Annotated in this window: 21 protein-coding genes and 1 pseudogene; 20 read left to right on the forward strand and 2 right to left on the reverse strand. The window is 43.5% G+C overall.

Annotated elements, in window-relative coordinates; translation table 11 throughout:
- The first annotated feature begins 155 nt into the window (after window positions 1–155).
- The 8 genes and pseudogenes from AC3ITG_RS14410 to AC3ITG_RS14445 all read left to right on the forward strand — a co-directional run bounded on the left by AC3ITG_RS14410 (window position 156) and on the right by AC3ITG_RS14445 (window position 6,279).
- Window positions 156–476, forward strand: a complete 321-nt coding sequence (locus AC3ITG_RS14410; protein ID WP_413378338.1) for a YheC/YheD family protein — start codon at window positions 156–158, stop codon at window positions 474–476.
- 23 nt (window positions 477–499) lie between these two features.
- A pseudogene (locus AC3ITG_RS14415) lies at window positions 500–655 on the forward strand (YheC/YheD family protein); the annotation flags it as partial.
- Between the two features lie 327 nt (window positions 656–982).
- The gene (locus tag AC3ITG_RS14420; protein ID WP_489254134.1) at window positions 983–1,987 is read left to right on the forward strand and encodes a Gfo/Idh/MocA family protein; all 1,005 of its coding nucleotides are present in this window, start codon (window positions 983–985) and stop codon (window positions 1,985–1,987) included.
- Window positions 1,988–2,006: 19 nt separating this feature from the next.
- Entirely contained in the window at window positions 2,007–2,930 is a 924-nt protein-coding gene (locus AC3ITG_RS14425; RefSeq protein WP_024634223.1) for an AraC family transcriptional regulator, read from the forward strand.
- Between the two features lie 12 nt (window positions 2,931–2,942).
- Window positions 2,943–4,040 carry a Gfo/Idh/MocA family protein gene (locus AC3ITG_RS14430; RefSeq protein WP_489254135.1) on the forward strand — a complete coding sequence of 366 codons (1,098 nt, stop codon included), beginning with the start codon at window positions 2,943–2,945 and terminating at the stop codon, window positions 4,038–4,040.
- A gap of 140 nt (window positions 4,041–4,180) precedes the next feature.
- Entirely contained in the window at window positions 4,181–4,894 is a 714-nt protein-coding gene (locus tag AC3ITG_RS14435) for a glycosyltransferase family 2 protein (protein WP_489254136.1), read from the forward strand.
- A 212-nt stretch (window positions 4,895–5,106) separates the two neighbouring features.
- The gene (locus AC3ITG_RS14440; RefSeq protein ID WP_489254465.1) at window positions 5,107–5,712 is read left to right on the forward strand and encodes a pentapeptide repeat-containing protein; all 606 of its coding nucleotides are present in this window, start codon (window positions 5,107–5,109) and stop codon (window positions 5,710–5,712) included.
- 183 nt (window positions 5,713–5,895) lie between these two features.
- A complete protein-coding gene (locus AC3ITG_RS14445; RefSeq protein ID WP_489254137.1) occupies window positions 5,896–6,279 on the forward strand; it encodes a hypothetical protein in 384 nt (127 codons plus the stop codon).
- A 146-nt stretch (window positions 6,280–6,425) separates the two neighbouring features.
- On the opposite strand, the gene AC3ITG_RS14450 is transcribed toward AC3ITG_RS14445, so the two are convergent.
- On the reverse strand, window positions 6,426–7,931 hold the full coding sequence (locus tag AC3ITG_RS14450; RefSeq protein ID WP_489254138.1) for an MFS transporter: 1,506 nt from the start codon (window positions 7,929–7,931) through the stop codon (window positions 6,426–6,428).
- Window positions 7,932–8,043: 112 nt separating this feature from the next.
- Here AC3ITG_RS14450 and AC3ITG_RS14455 point away from each other — a divergent pair, with 112 nt between their 5' ends.
- The 12 genes from AC3ITG_RS14455 (at window position 8,044) to AC3ITG_RS14510 (ending at window position 20,885) form a co-directional block, all read left to right on the forward strand.
- Entirely contained in the window at window positions 8,044–8,880 is an 837-nt protein-coding gene (locus AC3ITG_RS14455; protein WP_489254139.1) for a MerR family transcriptional regulator, read from the forward strand.
- 35 nt (window positions 8,881–8,915) lie between these two features.
- The gene (locus tag AC3ITG_RS14460) at window positions 8,916–9,452 is read left to right on the forward strand and encodes a GNAT family N-acetyltransferase (protein WP_489254140.1); all 537 of its coding nucleotides are present in this window, start codon (window positions 8,916–8,918) and stop codon (window positions 9,450–9,452) included.
- 330 nt (window positions 9,453–9,782) lie between these two features.
- Window positions 9,783–11,483 (forward strand): NAD-dependent malic enzyme, encoded by a 1,701-nt coding sequence (locus AC3ITG_RS14465; protein ID WP_413378367.1) that lies wholly within the window; start codon window positions 9,783–9,785, stop codon window positions 11,481–11,483.
- A 548-nt stretch (window positions 11,484–12,031) separates the two neighbouring features.
- A complete protein-coding gene (locus AC3ITG_RS14470; RefSeq protein WP_489254141.1) occupies window positions 12,032–13,510 on the forward strand; it encodes an Lsa family ABC-F type ribosomal protection protein in 1,479 nt (492 codons plus the stop codon).
- 225 nt (window positions 13,511–13,735) lie between these two features.
- Entirely contained in the window at window positions 13,736–14,302 is a 567-nt protein-coding gene (locus AC3ITG_RS14475; protein ID WP_063565199.1) for a TetR/AcrR family transcriptional regulator, read from the forward strand.
- A 348-nt stretch (window positions 14,303–14,650) separates the two neighbouring features.
- Entirely contained in the window at window positions 14,651–15,805 is a 1,155-nt protein-coding gene (locus tag AC3ITG_RS14480; RefSeq protein ID WP_489254142.1) for a glycosyltransferase family 2 protein, read from the forward strand.
- 33 nt (window positions 15,806–15,838) lie between these two features.
- On the forward strand, window positions 15,839–16,402 hold the full coding sequence (locus tag AC3ITG_RS14485) for an aminotransferase class III-fold pyridoxal phosphate-dependent enzyme (RefSeq protein ID WP_489254143.1): 564 nt from the start codon (window positions 15,839–15,841) through the stop codon (window positions 16,400–16,402).
- Entirely contained in the window at window positions 16,372–17,118 is a 747-nt protein-coding gene (locus AC3ITG_RS14490; RefSeq protein ID WP_489254144.1) for an aminotransferase class III-fold pyridoxal phosphate-dependent enzyme, read from the forward strand. The genes AC3ITG_RS14485 and AC3ITG_RS14490 overlap by 31 nt, the downstream gene beginning before the upstream one ends.
- A gap of 60 nt (window positions 17,119–17,178) precedes the next feature.
- On the forward strand, window positions 17,179–18,210 hold the full coding sequence (locus AC3ITG_RS14495; protein WP_489254145.1) for a zinc-dependent alcohol dehydrogenase: 1,032 nt from the start codon (window positions 17,179–17,181) through the stop codon (window positions 18,208–18,210).
- Window positions 18,211–18,292: 82 nt separating this feature from the next.
- Entirely contained in the window at window positions 18,293–19,537 is a 1,245-nt protein-coding gene (locus AC3ITG_RS14500; RefSeq protein ID WP_489254146.1) for an MFS transporter, read from the forward strand.
- A gap of 65 nt (window positions 19,538–19,602) precedes the next feature.
- Window positions 19,603–20,196: a DUF1349 domain-containing protein gene (locus AC3ITG_RS14505; protein WP_413378378.1), complete on the forward strand. Its 594-nt coding sequence runs from the start codon at window positions 19,603–19,605 to the stop codon at window positions 20,194–20,196.
- A 47-nt stretch (window positions 20,197–20,243) separates the two neighbouring features.
- A complete protein-coding gene (locus tag AC3ITG_RS14510) occupies window positions 20,244–20,885 on the forward strand; it encodes an HAD family hydrolase (RefSeq protein ID WP_175382711.1) in 642 nt (213 codons plus the stop codon).
- Here the strand turns inward: AC3ITG_RS14510 and AC3ITG_RS14515 are convergent.
- The gene (locus AC3ITG_RS14515; RefSeq protein ID WP_489254147.1) at window positions 20,882–21,697 is read right to left on the reverse strand and encodes an AraC family transcriptional regulator; all 816 of its coding nucleotides are present in this window, start codon (window positions 21,695–21,697) and stop codon (window positions 20,882–20,884) included. The genes AC3ITG_RS14510 and AC3ITG_RS14515 overlap by 4 nt on opposite strands.
- Between the last annotated feature and the right edge of the window lie 78 nt (window positions 21,698–21,775).

Here is a 21,775-nt window from a genome sequence, read left to right on the forward strand (position 1 = left end):
GAAAAGCCGACAAGCCCAAAGAATAGGGGTTTGTCGGCTTTTTGTGTGTAAATTCAAGAATTATTGCCTAAGACTCGTTCAATGAAATTGCATATGATGCATGAACTTAATGAAACAGCGATATGTGTTGGATATGAAGACGGGAGGAACGAACTGTGGGTATTGAGAAATCACAACCGTTAAGAAGCAAATGGCTAAAAACAAAGCAGCTTATCAATAATGATTCAATAAAACCGTTCATACCTGATACACAAAAGTTTAACAAGGTGAATCTAAAATCTATGATAGCCAGATATGGGATGTTATATATCAAGCCTGAAATAGGAACTCATGGAGTGGGCGTCATTAAGGCTGAGATGGAAAATCAACAGAATTTTGCGTATCAGATGAATAAAAAACGTCTGACATTTAATAGCTTCGATTCGTTCCATAAAAGTCTTGCACACGTTGTGAATCAGCGAAGCTATCTCATATGAATAAGAAATACAAACGTTTGAAGGGGATTGGCGTAGATATTGGACTGGACCAAAGTCTTAAACCCTGGGTCATTGAAGTGAATGCCAAGCCGGACCCTTATATATTTAATCAATTAAAAGATAAGACGATGTATCGCAAGGTAATCCGATACTTCCGCCATGCTAGTCAGAAGCAATAATGTCTCCAGCCAAACGTTGGACATCCTTGATTCCAACCTGTTACGTGATGAGAATAGTCTGGATTCCTAAGGGATGGAAACCAGACTCGGAAACGCATAAGGGCGTTCGCTGAAATCGGCAATTAACGATTACGCATGAAGAGAAGGCTTCCTACATCACACTGGCGTGGGCAGGAAGCTTTTTTTGCTTTTATTTTTAAAAGCTTATTCTAAATCATGTCGTAATTTTATATATTTATTGTCGTAAGTTCCTATTAAAATTAGATCAGGTCTGTGTTAATTTATAGTTAGATGTCAGAATATCATATAGTATGGAGGTTAAACATAGTGACCATTCGAATAGGTAAAATAAGCTTATGGCACGTACATGCCTGGGATTATATTAAACAAGCTCAGGAGCACGAAGATACGGTGATTGCTGCTGTATGGGATGAAGATGCCGAGCGCGGACAGGAAGCAGCTGAACGTCTGAACGTGCCATTCTATGCTTCGCTTGAAGGTATGCTGGCACAGGACAACATTGATGCGGTTATTGTGGATGCGCCGACTCGTCTTCATGATGAGGTAATCACCGCTGCTGCGAAAGCAGGAAAACATATATTTACAGAGAAAGTTATTGCTTCAACTCTTAAAGAGGTAAATACAATTATTTCTGATGTACAGGATAACGGAGTGAAAATGACGGTTTCTTTACCGCGTTTGAACGATGGATATACATTGACAATTCAAGATATTCTGAACCAAGGATTACTTGGTAAGGTGACTTATGTTCGTGTGCGCCTGTCCCATAACGGTGCTATTGCCAATTGGTTGCCTGAGCATTTTTATCATCTGGAAGATTGTCAGGGCGGGGCATTAATTGACCTCGGTTGTCATCCGATGTATCTGACGAATCTGTTCCTGGGTCAAGAAGTGACAGGGGTTAATGCTAATTTCGGATATGTTACTGGAAAAGAAGTGGAAGATAACGCGGTTGCTACCTTATTTACGGATTCCGGAGCAATCGGTGTAGTCGAGGCTGGATTTGTGAACAGTCATTCGCCGTTTGCGATAGAGGTTCATGGTACGGAGGGCACACTGTTATACGGCACACCGGAGGATAAGCTATTGATTCGCACGAATGTTGGTTCAGATCAACAGAAAGAATGGACGGAGATTCCTTTGCTGGACAGAAGAGAAAGCGCATTCAGCCAGTGGGTATCCCATATTCAAAAAGATACGATTGCTACCGAGAATTTGCAGACGGCTACTCAGTTAACTCGCCTGATGGAGGCGGCCAACCTTTCTGCGAAGGAAGGGCGCAAAATCTCCTTGAAGGAGTTACAGGGATAGGGTATTGGGAGGTGCCGCATTGAGCCGATATCCTTTTGAGAAAATGCTTGAACGACAGGATATCCTGGAAAGACTGGATGTCTCGATCCTGTGGGGGCACTACGAGATACGGGTTCTGCGATTTCATCTGACTTCTTTTCCGGCAGGCAGAATCGTTGATTTTCATAACCATGCGGAATTCGAGTTACATTTCATCCCGAGAGGGAAAGGAAAAGTCATTCTGGGGGATGAGATGCATCCGCTCTCTGAAGGCATGCTGTATTTAACGGGTCCGGGCCTTGTTCATTATCAGGAGGCGGATTCCCAGGAGGCCATGGATGAATTATGTCTGCATGTGGATATCATTGAACATCCCAGAGAGGGTGTAGATCCTTGGGAGGCAGCAGAATCAGAGGAAACGATCGAAAAGCTTAGAACGCTTCCTCTTGCTCCGGTACATGATTATCATCGCGCCATGAACTGTTTCTTGGAAGCTTATGAGGCTTGTGACCGTAAACTGATCGGATATTACACGTCCATTAAGCAGCAGGTGATCAGTATTCTGCTGAAGACCGTCCGAGCCTACGATATCGGGGGGAATCGGGCGGAGGCTCCTGTGCGAGACATGTCTGTGTACAGGTACGATTATGCCATTCAGTATATGGAGGCTAATCATCCCTCAGCAGTAACGCTGGAGAATGTAGCGGAAAAGCTACATATTAGCAGCAGACAACTGCAACGAATCTTTTATCAGGTTCAGCCGGAAATGCCTTTCAGCCGTGTGTTGGAGGACATTCGCCTACGCGCGGTTTGCCGCAATCTGGAAGAAAGTCATGTTTCCATCGAACAAATTGCCCTGGCTTCAGGGTTTACCAATGCAAATTATTTGCATGCTGTTTTTCGCAAGCGTCTGGGGATGACCCCATCGGCTTTCCGTAAAATGAAACAACCAAACCAAAAGTGAGGGTGATTGGATATGAGTAAAACGTATCGTGTAGGGATTATTGGCTGTGGCGGGATTGCAAATGGCAAGCATCTGCCAAGTCTGAGCAAGCTTGATAATGTGGAACTGGTTGCTTTTTGTGATATCGTTCAGGAACGTGCAGACGAAGCCAAAGAAAAGTATGGTAGTTCCGAAGCACAGGTATACACGGATTATCAAGAATTACTTCAGGATGAAACGATTGATATTGTTCATGTTCTTACTCCAAATATCTCCCATGCTGAGATTTCTATTGCCGCGCTGGAAGCCGGAAAACACGTAATGTGTGAAAAACCGATGGCCAAGACATCTGCTGAAGCGCAAAAAATGCTCGAAGCAGCCGAGCGTACGGGTAAAAAACTGACTATCGGATACAATAACCGTTTCAGAGAAGACAGCTTGTACCTGAAGCAGATGTGTGAAGCTGGCGAACTGGGTTCGATTTACTTTGCCAAAGCACATGCAATCAGAAGAAGAGCGGTACCTACTTGGGGTGTTTTCCTTGATGAGGAGAAACAAGGCGGCGGACCGTTGATTGACATCGGTACACACGCACTTGACCTGACACTGTGGATGATGGATAACTATCAACCAAAAGTTGTTCTGGGCACAACTCATCACGAGCTTTCACAAAGAGAAAATGCTGCGAATGCATGGGGCCCATGGGACCCGAAAAAATTCTCGGTTGAAGATTCCGCTTTCGGTATGATTGTAATGGAGAATGGCGCGACGATCATGCTGGAATCCAGCTGGGCATTGAATTCACTGGATGTGGATGAAGCAAAATGCAGCTTGAGCGGAAGCGAAGCGGGCGCAGATATGAAGAATGGCCTACGCATCAATGGCGAGAAATTCAGCCGTTTGTACACCAACGAAATTGAACTGAGTGCAGGCGGGGTCGCTTTCTACGATGGAAAGAGTGAAAGTGCACCGGATGTAGAGATGAGAAAGTGGATTGAAGCAATCGATAAGGATCTGGAACCGGTCGTAACGCCTAAACAGGCTCTGGTTGTTTCGCAAATACTGGAGGCACTCTATGAATCCGCTCGTACAGGTAAAGCAGTATATATGAACGAATCCAATCAAGCCTAGTATGAATTTCAGAAACCTTTATCCTCCTGATGAGGATAAAGGTTTTTTTGGTCTTTTATACGCTATCGATTCGTCTATACCATTCTCTACTTCTGAACGTATGATGAAAAAATATGTATGAGCAGGAAAGAGGGGATGTCATGATCACAAAGAAAGCGGGAAACGGTGTTTCCATCATTGTATGTACCAATCGGCCACAATTCTTTGACAACATCCTGCAAAATTATTATCGACAGCGCTATAAGGCAAAAGAGCTAATCATCATTTTGAATCATGACAGCATGAATCTGCAATTATATCAAAATCGCGTTCGAAAACATGCGAATGTTAGCGTCTATCAAGTACCAGAAAGCATATCGCTCGGACAAAGCCTGAATGCTGGGATTACCCGAGCCCGATTCCCGTTGATCGCCAAATTTGATGATGATGACTACTACTCGCCTTTTTATTTGAAAGAACAAGTGAATGGACTAAGACGAACGAAAAGCGATATCGTGGGCAAACATTCGTGTCTGGTTTACTTGGGTGCCTCAAAAACGCTGCTGGTCAGATCACCCAAAGAAAAGAATAAACATGTGGAATTTATACAAGGTGGCACACTTCTGTTCAAAAGGGAGATATTAAAGAAGGTCCGATTCACGGATCGTTCCATTGGAGAAGATGTAACCTTTCTAAGACAATGCAGAAAAAAAGGTTTCAAAACGTATGCTACATCACCTTTTAACTATGTATATCACCGAAGACAAAATAAAAAAAGTCATACCTGGAGAGCAGATGATCACTTTTACCTGGAAGGAAGCAAAAGGTTAGCGATTACGGAAAATTTTAGATCATATGCAGATAAGGAATTATAGAGAGAACCTGATTGAAGTACTAGCTAAACACATTTATGGAGCCAAAAAGCCGCGATTTTCGCGGTTTTTTTATTAGAAGTAGCTATGTTTTTCAGAAAAAAGTGACTTGACTTTTGCAGACGTTTAAGCAGGTACTTGACAGCCGTATGGTATATTATAAAAAGCTCTTTAATGGGGAAAACATGATAATCATACAAGATGGGGTGTACGTGATGTTTCAATATAAGGATCAGGAATATGAAGGTGTACATTTTGAAGGACGTGACTTGCGGTATGGAGAACTAATCAGCTGTGTTTTCAAACAGTGTACCTTTATGAACGCTTCGATGGAAGAAATCGAGACAAGCAACTGCCGTTTTATCGAGTGTGACTTTAAAGGTGCTTCCATGAATGGCTCCATCCATAGAGAGTCGGCTTTTGAAAACTGCTTATTTGGTGGTGCTAATCTTTTCGCTTCCAAATTCACCTCCTGCAAGATGACGGGGTCGGACTTTTCCGGTGCGCAAATGGATGGTATTACACTAAGTCAAGGCGATTGGTCTTATACGAATCTGAGACATACCCGATTAGGGAAACAGGATTTGCGAGGAATTCGTTTCTTTGAAGCCGACTTTACGGACACAGATTTTACCAAAGCGGATCTGAGAGACTGTGATCTCACAAGAGCAGTTTTAAGTAGAGCCAAGCTGCAAGGGGCCGATCTTAGAGGCGCTAACCTGGAAGGAATCGATCTGAAATCATTGGATATTAAAGGCGTACGTTTGGATCGCGAACAAGCGATATTGTTTGTACGCTCTTATGGTGCGAAAGTAGATTGAGTTCAACATATACGGTTAGAGTTCATGCCAGTATTATAGAACGCAAGAACTTCATTCAGAAACAAGAAACCGCCTATAAGGCGGTTTTTTTGATATGGAGGTGTTCCAGATCAAGCAAATTTGCAGGAATAAGAGATATAAACAAGAAATAGTAAACATAAGTTTCAATAAAAGGAGGCCATTATGTCGACTACATTAATTGCTATTGTTGCTGTTATTGGCTTTGGGCTGATAACAGGCACAATCACTATGATTATGATATTTAAACTGCTCCATAACAATAAACAGAAACAGCACCTTCGAAAAAGCATTTTAATGGAGGGAATTCCCGCAGAGGCGATTATTCATGACATTACACAAACTTCATCCAGTATGGATGGAAGGCCGGGAATACGACTGGATTTGACCGTTACCCAAGTTGACGGCCGTACCTTTCCGACGATTGTAGAGACATATATCCCGGTTACACATATTCCCCAATTCCAGAAAGGAAATGTCATTCACGTAAGATACATAGCAAACGGAAATGAACGAAAAGTTGAGGTAGAGGATGCCTATATTCCTTAGGCGAGTAATCAATCCTCTTATTTTGACAAATTTCTAACGATCAGATAAATAGCATACATACCGATTAAAATAATAATTCCATTTATTATTGGAAACCACATGATCGTATATACCTCGCTTCATTTCATGAAATGAATTGCATTGCATTATGTTTCAACACCGTTTCTTTTTGAGCGTTTTAAACGCAAGGCTACCCAGCTCATGATCAGAGCAGCAACGAGTAAAAATAAAGTTAATCCTGCAATGACCACAAAGAAGGATTGGTCAAAAGCAGCAAAGGCGGCAAGTTTGAGTGACTCCGCAGACTCAGTAGGTAAACTTTCGGCAGCGAGAAGAGCTTCATCTAGACTGTCCTTCACATTAGCTGGCACATTAATCCCCTCAGGAATCCTCATAGCAAGCGTGTATACAAGAGTAGACATGCTCCCAATGATGGCAATACCTGATGCTCCACCCAGCTCATAACCCACTTCCTCAATCGATGCTGCCATACCTGCTTTGTGCGGAGGTGCGTAACTCATAATAGAATGGGATGCTGCGGTCATCCCTGCGCCAAGACCTGCGCCAAGCAGTGCTAAACCGAGGATCTGTCCAGTAAACCCTGCATTGAATTGCATCAGATATATCCCTATGCCCAGACCGGCGATCAAGAGAGAGAGACTTTTGATATATACGACATCTACACGATGCATGATGGAACCGACAATAGGGCCAGCAATGAGTGCTGCAACGGGTATAGATAAGGTAAAAAGTCCTGCTTGAAGCGGTGACATGCCCTCCACAAGTTGAAGGCGTTGAGTGACCATATATTGCACACCCATTTGCGCAAACAAACCGACCAGTGCGGTGATAAAGCCGGTGCTGAATCTTGGGATTTTGAATAAGGACAGATCCAAAAGCGGGTTGGTGCTGTTATTTTGACGGCGAATAAAGATGATAAGGGACAGCACACCTATTATTGCAGCGATACTGGCTAATGTCAGAGATCCTTCGCGTCTTGTGAATTCCTTGATGGAATAGATGATTCCCACCATGGCGATCATGATCTGAATGGAACTGGTGAAATCCCACTTTTTCGACGCATCACCTTGATGTTTAGGAATCATTTTTAAGGCGAAAACAAACGCGAGAAGGGCAATGGGGAGGTTAATCAGAAACACAGAACCCCACCAGAAGTGTTGAAGAAGCATCCCGCCGACAATCGGACCCAGTCCCGCACCACCTGATGCAATGGAGCCCCAAATGCCGATCGCGAGTGCAAGTTCTCGTTCATTCGTAAAGGTAACCCTGATGATCGACAATGTCGCTGGCATCATCATGGATGCGCCAACTGCAAGAAGAATTCTACTCATGACCAGTACAGCCGGTACTGGAGAAAAGGCAGCAGTAAGAGAAGCGACAGAAAATACGAGCAATCCCAGGGTGAATATTATCTTATGACCAAGACGGTCCCCAAGCGTTCCCATTGCAGGCAGAAGCCCCGCCATGACGAGGGAGTAACCGTTCAGAATCCATAATTTTTCTGAGGCTGACGCACCTAAATCATGGGTTAAGCTAGGTAAAGCGGTGTAAAGGATGGTCATGTCCATCACAATTAGTAATAGTGCACTTGATACAATAACAAGAATCATCCAACGTTTTAACTTTGACATGTTTCCCTCCAACAATATATATAGATAACTTGCATTTTCAAACCATAAACTATAGGGTAACCCTATAGTCAAATTTACTTTTGAACCATAGATTCTAGCGGAGGCATGTACAATGTCGGGAAACCATACACAACAATTTACTACCAGTGAATTTGCAAAAATCTGCGGAGTCACTAAACATACTTTATTTCATTATGATGAGATTGGACTGTTAAAGCCGGAGTTTACGAATTCCAACGGTTACCGTTATTACGGTATTCAGCAAACCTATGTACTTGATGTAATCCATGTGCTAAAGAAGGCGGGAAGCTCTCTCGAGGAAATTAAGTCTTTTATTCAAAATCAAAATACGCCTTTATTAATCGAGCTGTTTGAACAGAAAGTGAAGGAACTGGAGCTAGAACAACTCCGAATCAAACGTATGCAAAAGCTCTTGAATGGTGCCATTGTCATGACACGGCAAGCTATGAGTGCTTCATATGAAGGTCTGGCTTTTGAAGAATGCGAGAAAGAATATTTTATTGCCGTTCAACTGGAACGGGGGGATGGAGACAAGGAGTTTTCCCGCAAGTTTGTCGAATATCGAAACCATTGCGAAGAGCGAATGATCGAATATGAGTTTCCGGTATGGACTGTAGTTTGTCAGGAGAGTTTTGAGACGGGACACTTCTATCCGGACTACTTTTGCAACCAAATAAAAGCACCGATTCCTGGCGAAGCGATGCTAGTCAAGCCCAAAGGATTGTATGCTGTCATGAATCATCGAGGATCATATGAAAGCATGCCCAAAACGTATCTAATCATCAAAGAGTATATAGAACGTGAGGGATTTGAGATCTGTGGAAACGTGTATGCCATGGATCTGCTCAGTTATTTTGCGGAAAATAATCCGGATGAGTATATCATCAAGATATACGTAGAAGTGTGTAAGGTTGCAGAGACGAAATAAAGAACAGAAATCGATTTAATCAAGGGGGATATTTTTTGAAATTAATTAAAGCTTATGATATGGATTTGAACGAAGAATGGTCAACGCTTCTTCAGGAATTGCTTGTTGCCAGTTTTCCAGAGGTTTTTCCGAAAGACCGATTGTATTTCAAGCAAATTCCACATTGCAGAATATTAGCATTCACTTCAGATAATCAACTGATTGGGCATGTAGGATTAGATTACAGAATAATGAATTTAAATGGAAATGCAATAAAAGTCCTAGGGATCATTGATCTGTGTGTTTCCATTACACATCGCTCTCAAGGAATCGGTTCCTTTTTGCTAGCGGAAGTGGAGAAGCTGTCTAAAGGGCATATTGATTTTGTGCTATTATTTGCTGATCAAGAGGACTTATATAGCAAAAATGGATTCAAAACGGTTAACAACACATGTAAGTGGTTGAAAATTGACCATGAGACCTTAACTACAATTGGAGTTGGAATTCAGAAGGTCGAGGGGTTGATGGTTAGAGAAGTCGGAACCATGTCATGGAGTGAAGGAGAACTCGATTTTTTAGGCTATTTGTACTGAGTACAAATAGCACTCAACCAAAAAGAATGAGCAATACTTGTGCCCACATAAAAGGTGGTAGAGCCACGAAGTTTCGTGGCTTTTTTGTATTCCAAAAGAATCTGTTTATAAAATGAATTTGTTGAAAAATGACAAAGTGATAAATTTTATTTATCGAAACGAAATTGAATTTCATTCATGAAAGTTTCATGAGTTCGTTTACATGCCATAGAAAATATTTTATAATTGTCATCGGAAGAACTATAACTAACCAAAAGTTATTAAGTGTTAAAAAGAAATTAAAAAGGCGTTAAAACGTCAAGAGACATCATGAAAGAAGGCAATTAGTAAATGAACTCATTTTTTGTAGATTCCAATGGAAACTTAAAAACCTCTTTGAAAGGTAAGGATGTTCTGTCCAATCCCATGTTGAACAAGGGTACTGCCTTTAACGAAGAAGAAAGAAGAGAGCTTAACCTGAATGGCATCTTGCCACCGATGGTTTTAAATATTGAAGAACAAGTGAGTCGAGTATATCAGCAATTGCAGAATGAATCGGATAATTTGCGGAAAAGCATCATGCTTAGTGATTTGTTCAACCGAAATATTGTATTATTCTACCGTCTAATGAAGGATCACCTTAGTGAAATGCTGCCGATTGTGTATACACCTACGGTTGGCCAAGCTATTCAGGAATATAGCAATCAGTATCACAGACCTGGTGGTTTATATTTATCCATTAATGATATGGACGGGCTGGAGGAAGCCTTCCGTAACAGTGGTTTACACGCTGGAAATGTAGATTTGATTGTTGTGACCGACTCGGAAAGTATTCTGGGCATCGGAGACTGGGGCGTTGGCGGCATTAATATTGCGATTGGTAAACTCGCGGTATACACAGCAGCCGTAGGCGTTGATCCAAGCCGCGTTTTGCCTGTCGTGCTTGACGTCGGAACCAATAATCCCAAACTGCTGAATGACCCATTGTATGTGGGCAACCGTCATGAACGGATTCGCGGGGAAAAATATGATCAATTTATCGAAGCCTTTGTGAAAGAAACAACAAAGTGGTTCCCGGATATCCTGCTTCACTGGGAAGACTTGGGCAGCGTGAATGCCAGAAATATTATACAGAAATATGGGGAAGAACTGCTTACGTTTAATGATGATATTCAGGGAACGGGTGCGGTAACGCTTGCGGCAATCATGTCCGGAGTTCAAGTGACGGGTGTGCCTCTTCGTGAGCATCGTGTCCTTGTATTTGGTCCAGGGGCCGCTGGTATTGGTAACGCGGATCAGATTCTTGACGCCATGATGGAAGAAGGGCTTGAGAGGGAGGAAGCGGAGAACCGGTTCTGGGCTTTCGATTACCGCGGAATCCTTACCGATGAGACGGAAGGTCTATTTGAATTCCAGAAACCATATGTGCGTAAAGCTGCGGAAGTGAAAGATTGGGCATTGAATGAGCAGGGACAGGTCAGTTTGCTGGAAGCTGTGAAACAAATCAAACCAACGATTCTGATCGGCACTTCTGGTGTGACAGGTGCCTTTAATGAACAAGTTATCAAAGAAATGGCGAAGCATGTGGAACGTCCAATCATTATGCCAATGTCCAACCCGACTTCGCTTGCCGAAGCAGCACCAAGAAGTCTGATTGAATGGACGGATGGCAAAGCATTGATTGCAACAGGCAGTCCATTTGAATCTGTCATGTTTAATGACACTTTATATGAAATTGGTCAATCCAATAATGCTTTTGTGTTCCCTGGTTTGGGCCTGGGAGCGATTGTTGCAAAAGCATCGAAGTTCACCAAAAACATGTTCACCGCAGCTGCAGTGGCCGTAGCTAATTCGGTAGACTCCTCTGCACCAGGTGCTCCACTTCTGCCAAGAGTGAAAGAGCTGCATGCTGTTTCGTACAAAGTTGCAGTGGCAGTCGCCAAGGCGGCAGTGGAAGATGGCGTTGCGCGTGTAGAGCTGAAAGACGTTGAAGAGGCGGTAAAAGCTGCCATGTGGCATCCGGTGTACAAACCGCTGTATGCGGCCGTTTAATAATTGAAATAAATTAAATACAGCGCATGGTGACTATAAATCCATGAGGGTCGGGTGGAAGGTGGAGTTTAAAAGGGATCGACATGATTTCTCGCCTTGACCCATGGTTGTATTCCATGTTAAGTTTCTGGTATTAAATTATTGAGCTTTTAAAGGGGGATAGAGCGATGACTGAATTAGAGGTTGTAGATGTTTATGTGAACCTGTCAACGAACATGAACACTGACATGGTTCACAACATAACTAATCAGAATCCGGCACTTTATCCTCCTATGCATAGATTATCTTGGCGTTAAGTTCTCAGGCGCCAGGTTTATTTTATCGTATAGTCAGGTTGATGTAGTTACGCAAAAAAGCACCGGTGAATGGGGGCTTTTTTGCGTTTTTTCATTTGAGGATATTCTAATAACTCAGTGACACGGGGAATGGTGTCATTCATTCAAGAGCGATTAAAATTCTGATTATGTTCAAATATAAAGTGAGGGACCATGTCGTGGTAAATATCCCGTCGGTTAACTTTTATATTTCACATAAAAAGGATGATCTTTATGTCTTTAATCAACGTTACCAACCTAACCTTTGCCTATGATGGCAGTTACGATAATATATTTGAAAATGTGAGTTTTCAGCTGGACTCCGATTGGAAATTGGGTTTCACCGGAAGGAACGGCAGAGGCAAAACGACATTCCTCAATCTTCTGCTTGGTAAATATGAATACAGCGGAACTATTTCTGCGAATGTTAGCTTTGAGTACTTTCCTTTTCAGGTTGAGAATAAAGGAGCTATGACCCTCGATGTCATTGAAGAGGTCTATCCTGAATATTTGCACTGGCAGCTTGTGCGAGAGCTTAACCTGTTAAAAGTTTCGGAAAATATTTTGTATCGACCTTTCGATTCCTTATCAAACGGAGAACAAACGAAGGTGATGCTGGCTGCCTTGTTCCTGAAGGATAATCGATTTTTGCTCATTGATGAGCCTACCAATCATCTCGACATTCATGCGAGAAAACTCGTCAGTAATTATCTTCGCAGCAAAAGTGGATTTATTTTGGTATCCCACGATCGATCCTTTCTGGATAACAGCGTAGACCACATCCTGTCCATCAATAAAAATAACATTGAGATTCAGAGAGGGAACTTCTCAGCTTGGTGGGAAAATAAACAAAGGCAAGATCAGTTTGAACTTGCAAGTAATGAGAAATTAATAAAGGACATCAAGCGTTTATCCGACTCAGCCAAACGGACGGGCGGATGGTCACATGAAGTGGAAAGAACCAAAAATGGTACGAGAAATTCCGGTTCAAAGGTGGATAAAGGCTATATTGGACACAAGGCTGCCAAAATGATGAAACGTTCCAAAAATATCGAGCAGAGGCAGCAATCCGCCATCCAAGAAAAGTCCAAACTGCTCAAAAATATTGAAAATGCAGAACGCCTCCAGATTCATCAACTGGATTTTCACAAGAAAGAACTCGTCGAATTGGAACATGTATCGATTGCATACGACTCCAATACGGTATGTAAGGACGTCAGTTTCACAGTTGAAAAAGGCGATCGTATTGCGCTTTATGGTAAAAACGGATCTGGAAAATCAAGCATCCTTAAATTGATTTGTGATGAGAATATCCCATATACAGGCCTTTTTCGAAAGGATCATCAGGTTAAGATCTCGTATGTGTCACAGGATACGTCTGATCTCGGAGGCCATTTATCGGATTATGCTGTCACGCAGGGAATCGATGAAAGCCTGTTTAAATCCATACTAAGAAAGCTTGATTTTTCCAGACTTCAATTGGAGAAAGATATTTCGACGTTTAGCGCTGGCCAAAAAAAGAAGGTTCTGATTGCCAAAAGTCTGAGTGAGAAAGCTCATTTGCACGTTTGGGATGAACCTCTCAATTTTGTAGATGTCATTTCTCGCATGCAAATTGAAGAGTTGCTGCTGGAGTACTCCCCGACCCTTCTGTTTGTAGAGCATGACAGTGAATTTTGCGCAAATATTGCAACGAGAATTATCGAGCTATAAGCAAAAGGAAAGATAAAAGATATAAATTCTAAGAGCCGCCGCTTGGCGGCTTTTAATCATTACATATATCTTTGCAATACATAACCAATCAATAGGTGATGCTTGTTACGTGTTCAGCCATCGGAATTGTGAGCAACTATGCTATAATTTTAAAGTCACATTCCAATCAAATGATGGATCATTGAATCAATTTATAGAATAAACTCCGCAAGAGGTGTAAACCCGTTGAAAAAAGAAATGACATCGATGAAGCAAACAAGACTTAACTCGATTCTGGACGAAGCAACCAAACTGCTGATTGAAAAGCCCAATGCATCCATGAATGATATCGCAGACTCTGCAAAAATCGGCATTGCGACTCTTCATCGTTACGTGGAAAGTCGCGAACAATTAATGGTTTATCTGGGCTTGCGTGCGATTGAGGTGGTAAGTGAGGCCATGCAAAACATTCAGCTGGATGAGGAAAACTGTGAAACATATATTCCGCAATTGATTGAAGTGCTTATTCCGTTAGGAGATAAAATATTCTTCCTTACCCATGATGCAGCTATACACTATAACCCTGAGATTGAGGGAGCAGATTTGAAGCTGAGAGAGCCTATACTGCATGCGGTCAGCTTGTTGCAGCAAAAGAATTATTTTCGTCAGGATGTCAATAAAAACTGGATTGTAGATGTGCTATATTCTATCTTGTTTCTGACGTGGCAGCAGGTTGTAAGTGGTGATATTGCGCGTAAATCAGCAGCTTCTCTGGTTGTGGATACGTTCTATCATGGCTTTAGGGCCAGATAAGTAGCCACTACCTTATAACAACATATAATAATGCAATATAACACCCCATTGTGGAGTCGGTCGTGTCATTGGATACGGACTCACTTTGGAGGTGTTTTTTTGCGTGGAGAGCTATCAGCGATACTTGAAAGGCGCATATTTTCTTTTCAGTACATATTCAAATTTTAACAGAGTTCAGAATTTAAGATTTCAAACTTACAAAAAATGATATAAATTTCTAGTAGATTCAAATCATTACCAAATTAAGACAGTGAATTTGCGACAAGGAGGTCGATAATCTGCACTGAACGCGATACCGTTTCAACTCGCTTTTGCACTCATTCCGTCATATCCAACAGGAGGGATTCCATGCTTTACACCATTATTGTGCCAGTTAACCAGGACTATAACATTCTGAACCTGTTCACCGATTCATTGCTACGGACAGTAAGCCCGTCAAGTCAAATCATTTTTATCAACGATGGTTCCGGTTCTGCAGTCTTACAGCATCTGGAGAAACTGAAGCAAGAGGTAAGGGAAGGTGTAACAATTGAAATACTTCAGCATGATTTTCCACTCGGTTGTGCTGTATCAATCAATAGCGCACTTCGGCGAGCAGAGGGAGATTATATTTTCTTCCTGGATTCCGATACGATCCTTCAACCGAACTGGCAATCAATGATGAAAGAGACGATGGACAGCGACATTACGATCGGTATGATTGGCGGTGTTCTGCTCTATCCGCAAACGGGAGGTGTGCAGCATTGTGGTATTGCATTTGCCGATACAATTGGCCGCCACTTATTTCTGAACGCCTCGCCTGAAGACATTCCGAAGGAAACATTTTCAGTTCAGCTTGTCGTATTCGCCATGTTTGGTATGAAGAGGGAAGTGTATGAAACGGTAGGCGAACTGGATGAGAAGTTCTTTAACGGTTATGAGGATTTTGATTATCAGATGCGAGCAAGGGCAGCCGGATATGAAACGGTTATTAATCCGAATATTCTCGCCTATCACTGGGAACGGAGCAGTGGCATTCATCGCAACTTCAACCGGAAAAACAATCTGGCACGTTTCTGGAAAAAGTGGGGTGGGGAAATTGAGGCCGATGTTTGGCCATTCGTATTCGGTCATCTGAAAGAACAGCTTGATCGCCAGAGTGAATATCAACATTTGCCGATCGTTGGTATTGATCTTGCAGAAGTGCGCAGCGACGCAGATACATTCTGGACCAAGCTGGAGGAAGCTGACATTGCGCCTGTTGCTGAGGTGCGTGACTATTCCAACCGCTTTAACTCTAATGGAGCCATCTGGCTGCCGCAGGTTCTGGGCAAGGAGCTGATTCATAGCGAGAACCGATTGTTGTTTCTGGTGGACAATTTCGCTCGTTTGCTAGAAAACCGTTACTGGATCGAGATGAGACATGCTCATCGAGCCAAAGATCTGATTATTGATCTGTATGGCAATGTCATTACCATGGATCGTATATATGATGGCTGCTGGCCTGGCTCCAAAGTTCGCTAACTCACAAACCAAGTAAACAGGGAGGAACCAAAGGTGAAATCAAAAGAGAGCACGCTGGATCGTGCCGTAAGGTTTACACGGAATCTGGAGTGGTTGGAACATGTCGAAAAGGTAATTCCGAGCGGATGCAGTACGTTAGCCAAAGCACCAGAACGATTATTTCCGGGATATACACCCGTATGCTGCGCAGAAGCACGCAATTCCCGTTTTATAGATATCGATGGAAATGAATGGTTGGATTGTGAGATGGCCATGGGTACGGCGCCATGGGGACATGCACGGCACGAAGTTCAATTAACCGTCATCCATCAGCTGAAAAAAGGGACAAGTTATTCTATTCCTGCTGATGTTGAACTTGAATGCGCTGAATTGATTTTGGAGCGGTTTGAAGGTCGCTACCCCTCATTGCGATTCACCAAAAGCGGCGCCGATGCCGTCAGTGGAGCCGTACGTCTGGCTCGTGCTGGAAGTGGCAAAAGCAGGGTCATCGCGACGGCCTATCACGGGTGGCATGACTGGTCTGCCTATGGGTACTTGGCCGCGAAACGAAAGAGCGAGGCATCCCCGTGGATATCGAACGCACAACAATCTGGATAGATAAGCCCTCACCAGAGCGTATCGAGGCCCAAATCCAATCCTCTCCCGAGGATATCGCCTGCATTGTCCTTTGTCCGAATGAATGGAAACGTGACCCGTTGGCGCAAGTTGTATCCCTATGTCGGTCATTGGATATCATTGTCATATTTGATGAAGTCACCTCCGGTATTCGAATGGGCAAGCAAGCTACAGCTGGGGAGTATGACATCTGGCCGGATCTGCTTTGTATTTCCAAAGGCATGGCGAATGGACTGCCACTCGCAGCCGTGATGGGACCGGAACATCTGATGTCGTTATCAGGTCAGGTCAGATTCAGCAACGCGCATTCCAGCGAGACCACTGCACTCGCGGCAGCGATTGCATGTGAGAGATTGATGAAAAGCGCTAAAGTATGGCCTAGCTGGCGCGAGGCTACTATTCGGATTATGGATTTGATTGAAGCTGAACTCGTACTTCTTGGATTAACCGATCAATTGGTGTTGAAGGGTACCTATGCGAGCTTCTCCATTAGCTCTATTTCGGAGGAAAACTTTCATACCGATCCTTTCCGAGAGTTTATGGTCAAACGAATGGCCCACTTCGGAATTTTTACCAAAGGGTACTTTATTTTCTCAGATGCTCATACCCGGGATGAATTGTTGTGGGTGGAGGAAGCTCTCTTGCAGACACTTTCCGACTGGAAAGAAATGCTGAAACAGGAACACCTTTCGAATTGAGATTTACGAAAACGTTTAAAATTTTATTCAAATAAGAACATCGACTAGGAGGAATATTCAATGAAAGCACTCGTATATCAGGATCTTAAACAGGTGACTTACCAGGATATTGAGGAGCCAACCATACAAAAGCCAAACCAGGTAAAAATTAAAATCTATGGTTCAGGCATCTGCGGTACAGACCTGAATATTGTCAAAGGCAAAGTGCCAGCGAATAAAGGAACGATTATTGGTCATGAAGGTGTAGGTACAGTGATTGAGGTTGGCGACGAAGTTCGCGGTTTCAAGGTAGGTGATCGGGTATTGGTTGATCCCACGCAATCTTGCGGTACCTGCTCCTATTGCCGCGAAGGATTGTTCATCTACTGCGAGAATTTTGATGACTATCAAGTAGGGATGACGACACACGGAACCTTTGCTGAATATTTTGTTGGGGACGAAAAGTATATCTATGCCATCCCGGATTCCATGAGCTGGGAAACGGCCATGATGATCGAACCACTGGGATGTGTACTTCAGACGTTCATGAAAGCAGGGACTAAGCCTAGTGACTCTGTACTGGTCCTCGGGTCTGGTGCAATAGGTTCCCTATGTCAGCTTGTGAGCAAACGATTGGCAAGGCTTACTGTAGGCACGGAAGTTGATCCATTCCGCAAAGAGTTCGCTTCAGAGATCGCGGATCATGTGTTCTATCCTCAGGAACTGACGCTCGATAAAGTATACAAGATCAATAATAACAAGAAGTTTGATATTGTAGTGGACGCGGTTGGTAACCAGCTTCATGTAGGATTTGAGATGATTGCCAAAGGCGGCAAGATCATTCCTATGGGTTATGACGACAGCTATGAGGTCACGTTCAAATCAACTGCCGTGATTAATGATGGCATCAGTATCATTGGTGCGGTAGCTAATCACTCGATGATCAGTACAGCATTGAAATTTGCACAAAGTATTTCGGAACTGGAGCAAATGGTTACCTCTACGGAACTGCTGAGTGATTATGAACAGGCATTCAATGGGACAATCGGGTATCATCTGCGTACCGGAGAGAAGTTGCCCATGAATTCGGTTAAAACAGCTCTGATCTTGTAAGCATGTAGAATTGGTGGTTTTGCCGCTGCGAAAAGCAGGAATTCGCAGCGGTGAAACACCGCAGTAAAGGGGGAGATATCGATTGAAGCTGCTACAGGATTTGCCGAGAAATCCGCGGTACTCCATCTTACTTGAACCGGTATGGGCCATTCCGGGCACGATTGTTCTTTTTTATGCTCCCTTATATATGAAGGAAGCCGGACTTTCGGATATTGAAATTGGTTTGATCAATTCGGTGAATCTTTATTTTGCCTTTATATTTCAGTTATTTGCGGGTTCAATCACGAATAAGCTTGGTCGCAAGCGAACAACACTGATTTTTGATTTGATTGCCTGGAGTGTTCCCATGTTCATCTGGGCTTTTTCTCAGAATTTTTGGTTGTTTCTGATCGCTTACCTGCTGAATGCAACCTCCAAATTTGTGACGGTTTCCTTCAACTGTCTAATTATTGAGGATGTTGAAGAACACAAGCGATCCAAGGTATTCGCCATTCTCAACATGATCATTACGGGTGCTGGAGTACTGACACCGATCGCCGGGGTAGTGATTGCCGATTTTGGCATTGTGCCAACACTAGCCAGTATTTATTTTGTCGGTGGCATCCTCATGACCGTAATGTTCTTCATTCGCAACCGATATACGGATGAGACCGCAGTAGGGAAGGAACTTATGGGAATGCATAGCCAGACACGGGTGATACAGAGTCTGGCTTCCAGTCTGCGACTTTTCGGCAAATCGTTCTACAAACGGAGGCTTTTACCGATTATTCTCATCACGGTGCTTTCCAATCTGATCCTGCAGCTGAACTTTTTTCAGGTGATTTTTTTTAAGGAACAGTTAAAATTCAATGATCAGATTATTTCATTTATCCCGGTCATCACCGCAGTAACCGTCATGCTCTTGTATTTGGTCATTATCCCGCGTATGAAACGGCGTTCAGAAGAAAAGTATGTCAGTTCCTCGATCATTCTGAGTACAGTGGGTGCAATACTTTTTCTGTTGATCCCTGCGGGGAATATAGCCATGTTATTTCTGACTCTAATTGTACTGGCGGCAGGCAATTTCATCTTGCAAACGTACCGGGACTCACTGCTTATGAACCGATTGGGTACACATGAAAAAGCGGATATGTTCTCGGCTGTGCAGACCGTCATGACGTTAACAGCAATTCCATCAGGTTACCTTACAGGGCTGCTGTATCACTATAATCCCGTGCTGTTGTTCAGTGTCATTCTTGCACTTTACATCGTACTCATGGTCATAATGTTATTCCTCCCTGATCCCCAGAAACACTCCCAAGCGATCAGTACTTACAAAAATATGTAGGAGAAGGGGTTTTCTGTATATCGAACGAATATATAATACAGAAAATGAACCTGGGAGGCAAAGAGATGACAAACGTATTTGCAACAGAAACAAGAAACCAAATGAATTGGATCAATGAGCCGAAGAGCTGGTCTTATACCGATCAAGGAGTTCTGATTGTAGAAGCTCAGGCCGATACGGACTTTTTCCGGGACCCAGCGGGTAAACACATCCGTGCAACTGCGCCATTTCTGTCGATGCCCGTGCCTAACGATTTTGAAATGACGACCCAGCTAACCGTGGACATGAAAAATCAATATGATTCCGGATGTTTGATGGTTATGGCGGATGAACGAAACTGGTGCAAGCTTTGTTTTGAGTATGATGGAAAAGCAGCTACTATTGTGTCGGTGGTGACGAAGGAAGGTTCATCCGACGATTGCAATTCGGTTGAAGTTCCCGTAACGAATCCTTATCTGCGCATACGCAAAGTGGAGGACTGCATTTCATTTTTTTATTCACCCGATGGGGTGGAGTGGAAATTAATCCGATATTTCGGCATGCCGATAGAGGGGGAGATCCGGGCTGGAGTTGTTGGACAGTCACCAGCCGGAACGGGATGCACTTGTCACTTTTTATCGATGAATGTTACCCGTCCGGACGTGACTGCACGCTTTTAAGCCCATCTCCCTGCCAATCGGCTGATCATTGGAGGGAGAAAAGCGGAATGGTAAAAGCCTTTATTTTGGATTTTGATGGACTTATTGTGGACACGGAGACTCCCTGGTTCTATGCTTTTCGCGATATTTATAAAGAGCATGGACTTGAACTTGGCCTGGAGCTTTGGTCGAAAAACGTAGGAACATCGTTTGAAGAATTTCATCCTTTTCTATACCTGGAGCAAGCGCTGCAAAAACCGATCGATCACGATCATATCAAGTTGCTCTCTGAACAGAAATACGAAGCTTACCTGGGACAGGCAGCAATTCTTCCAGGCGTGCATGAGTTGCTCCAGTCTGCCCGTAAAAAGGGAATTCAACTTGCCGTTGCTTCCAGCTCTACCCGGGATTGGGTTCATGGTTATTTACGTACTCTCGGCATTTTCGAATTATTCGATGTCATTCATACAGCCGAGGACGTCAAGCGGGTCAAACCGGACCCGGAATTGTATCTGCTCGCCCTGGAGAGTCTCGGGATCGGGGCATCCGAAGCGGTTGTGTTCGAAGACTCGCCGAATGGACTGAAGGCAGCCAAAGCCGCGGGGATTCGCTGTGTCATTGTGCCTAACGAGGTAACGCGTAATCTGGAATTCTCGAAGTATGATCTGCGGTTAACCTCGCTGGCAGAGATCACGATGGAAATCCTTTAACTTTGGTATTGCTTGCGTAACTCGATAGGGGAGATCCCTTCATATTTTTTGAATACGGATCCAAAATAACTGGCGCTGTTGAAACCGACAGCCCGGGCAATCTCGTGGGCAGTTATTCCGGCGTCATGGACGAGCATTTCCTTGGCTTTTAACAACCGATATCGTGTCAGATACTCAAGCGGAGTCAGTTGGAATTCCTTTTTGAATATCCGATTCAAATGCTGTTCGGTGACGTCCATTTGGTGAGCAAGCATGGAGAGCGAGATATCCTGATCATAATTTTGCTTGATAAAAGTAACAAGTCCGGCTAGCTTTAATCGGGCATCCGAGCGTTCATAAGCACCATAACGATCTCCATCAATAGTTAGCCTGACCAGAAGCATGTACAGCAATGCGGATACGTGCCAGATCTGATCCTTGTGCCGGGACTGTAGCGCCAACGTTATTTCATGCAACAGGATATGAAGCATTCCGTCCGGCTTGAAGGCGCGCAGCTCCCCGATCTGCAAGGTATGCAGAAAGCGAGGCAATAAATAGCCATTAAAGGACAAACAATCGAACAACAATGAATCACTCAGATTGTCGTAACGGTATGTCACCTCCGGGAACATAATAAGAGCTGTTCCTTCCCGAATTGAAAATTCATGATTTTTCGCTGCGATTTTCCCTGTTCCCCCGATACACTGCACAATGCTGTAATCCCGTGAGTGGCCGTTCCAATTCATTAATTCATCTACGGTCAGCTGGTTTTGACCTGTAATCATAAGCGGCATATCGGTATCCAGCGAATTCCCCATACTAGGTTTCGGCATCGTTGTGTTATTCCTCATTTCGTTAAAGGTCGTGTGCGTAAATGGCGCGGATACAGAGTTAAAAGAAACTTGTTTTGA

The organism is Paenibacillus sp. GL_099_B (assembly GCF_057835695.1).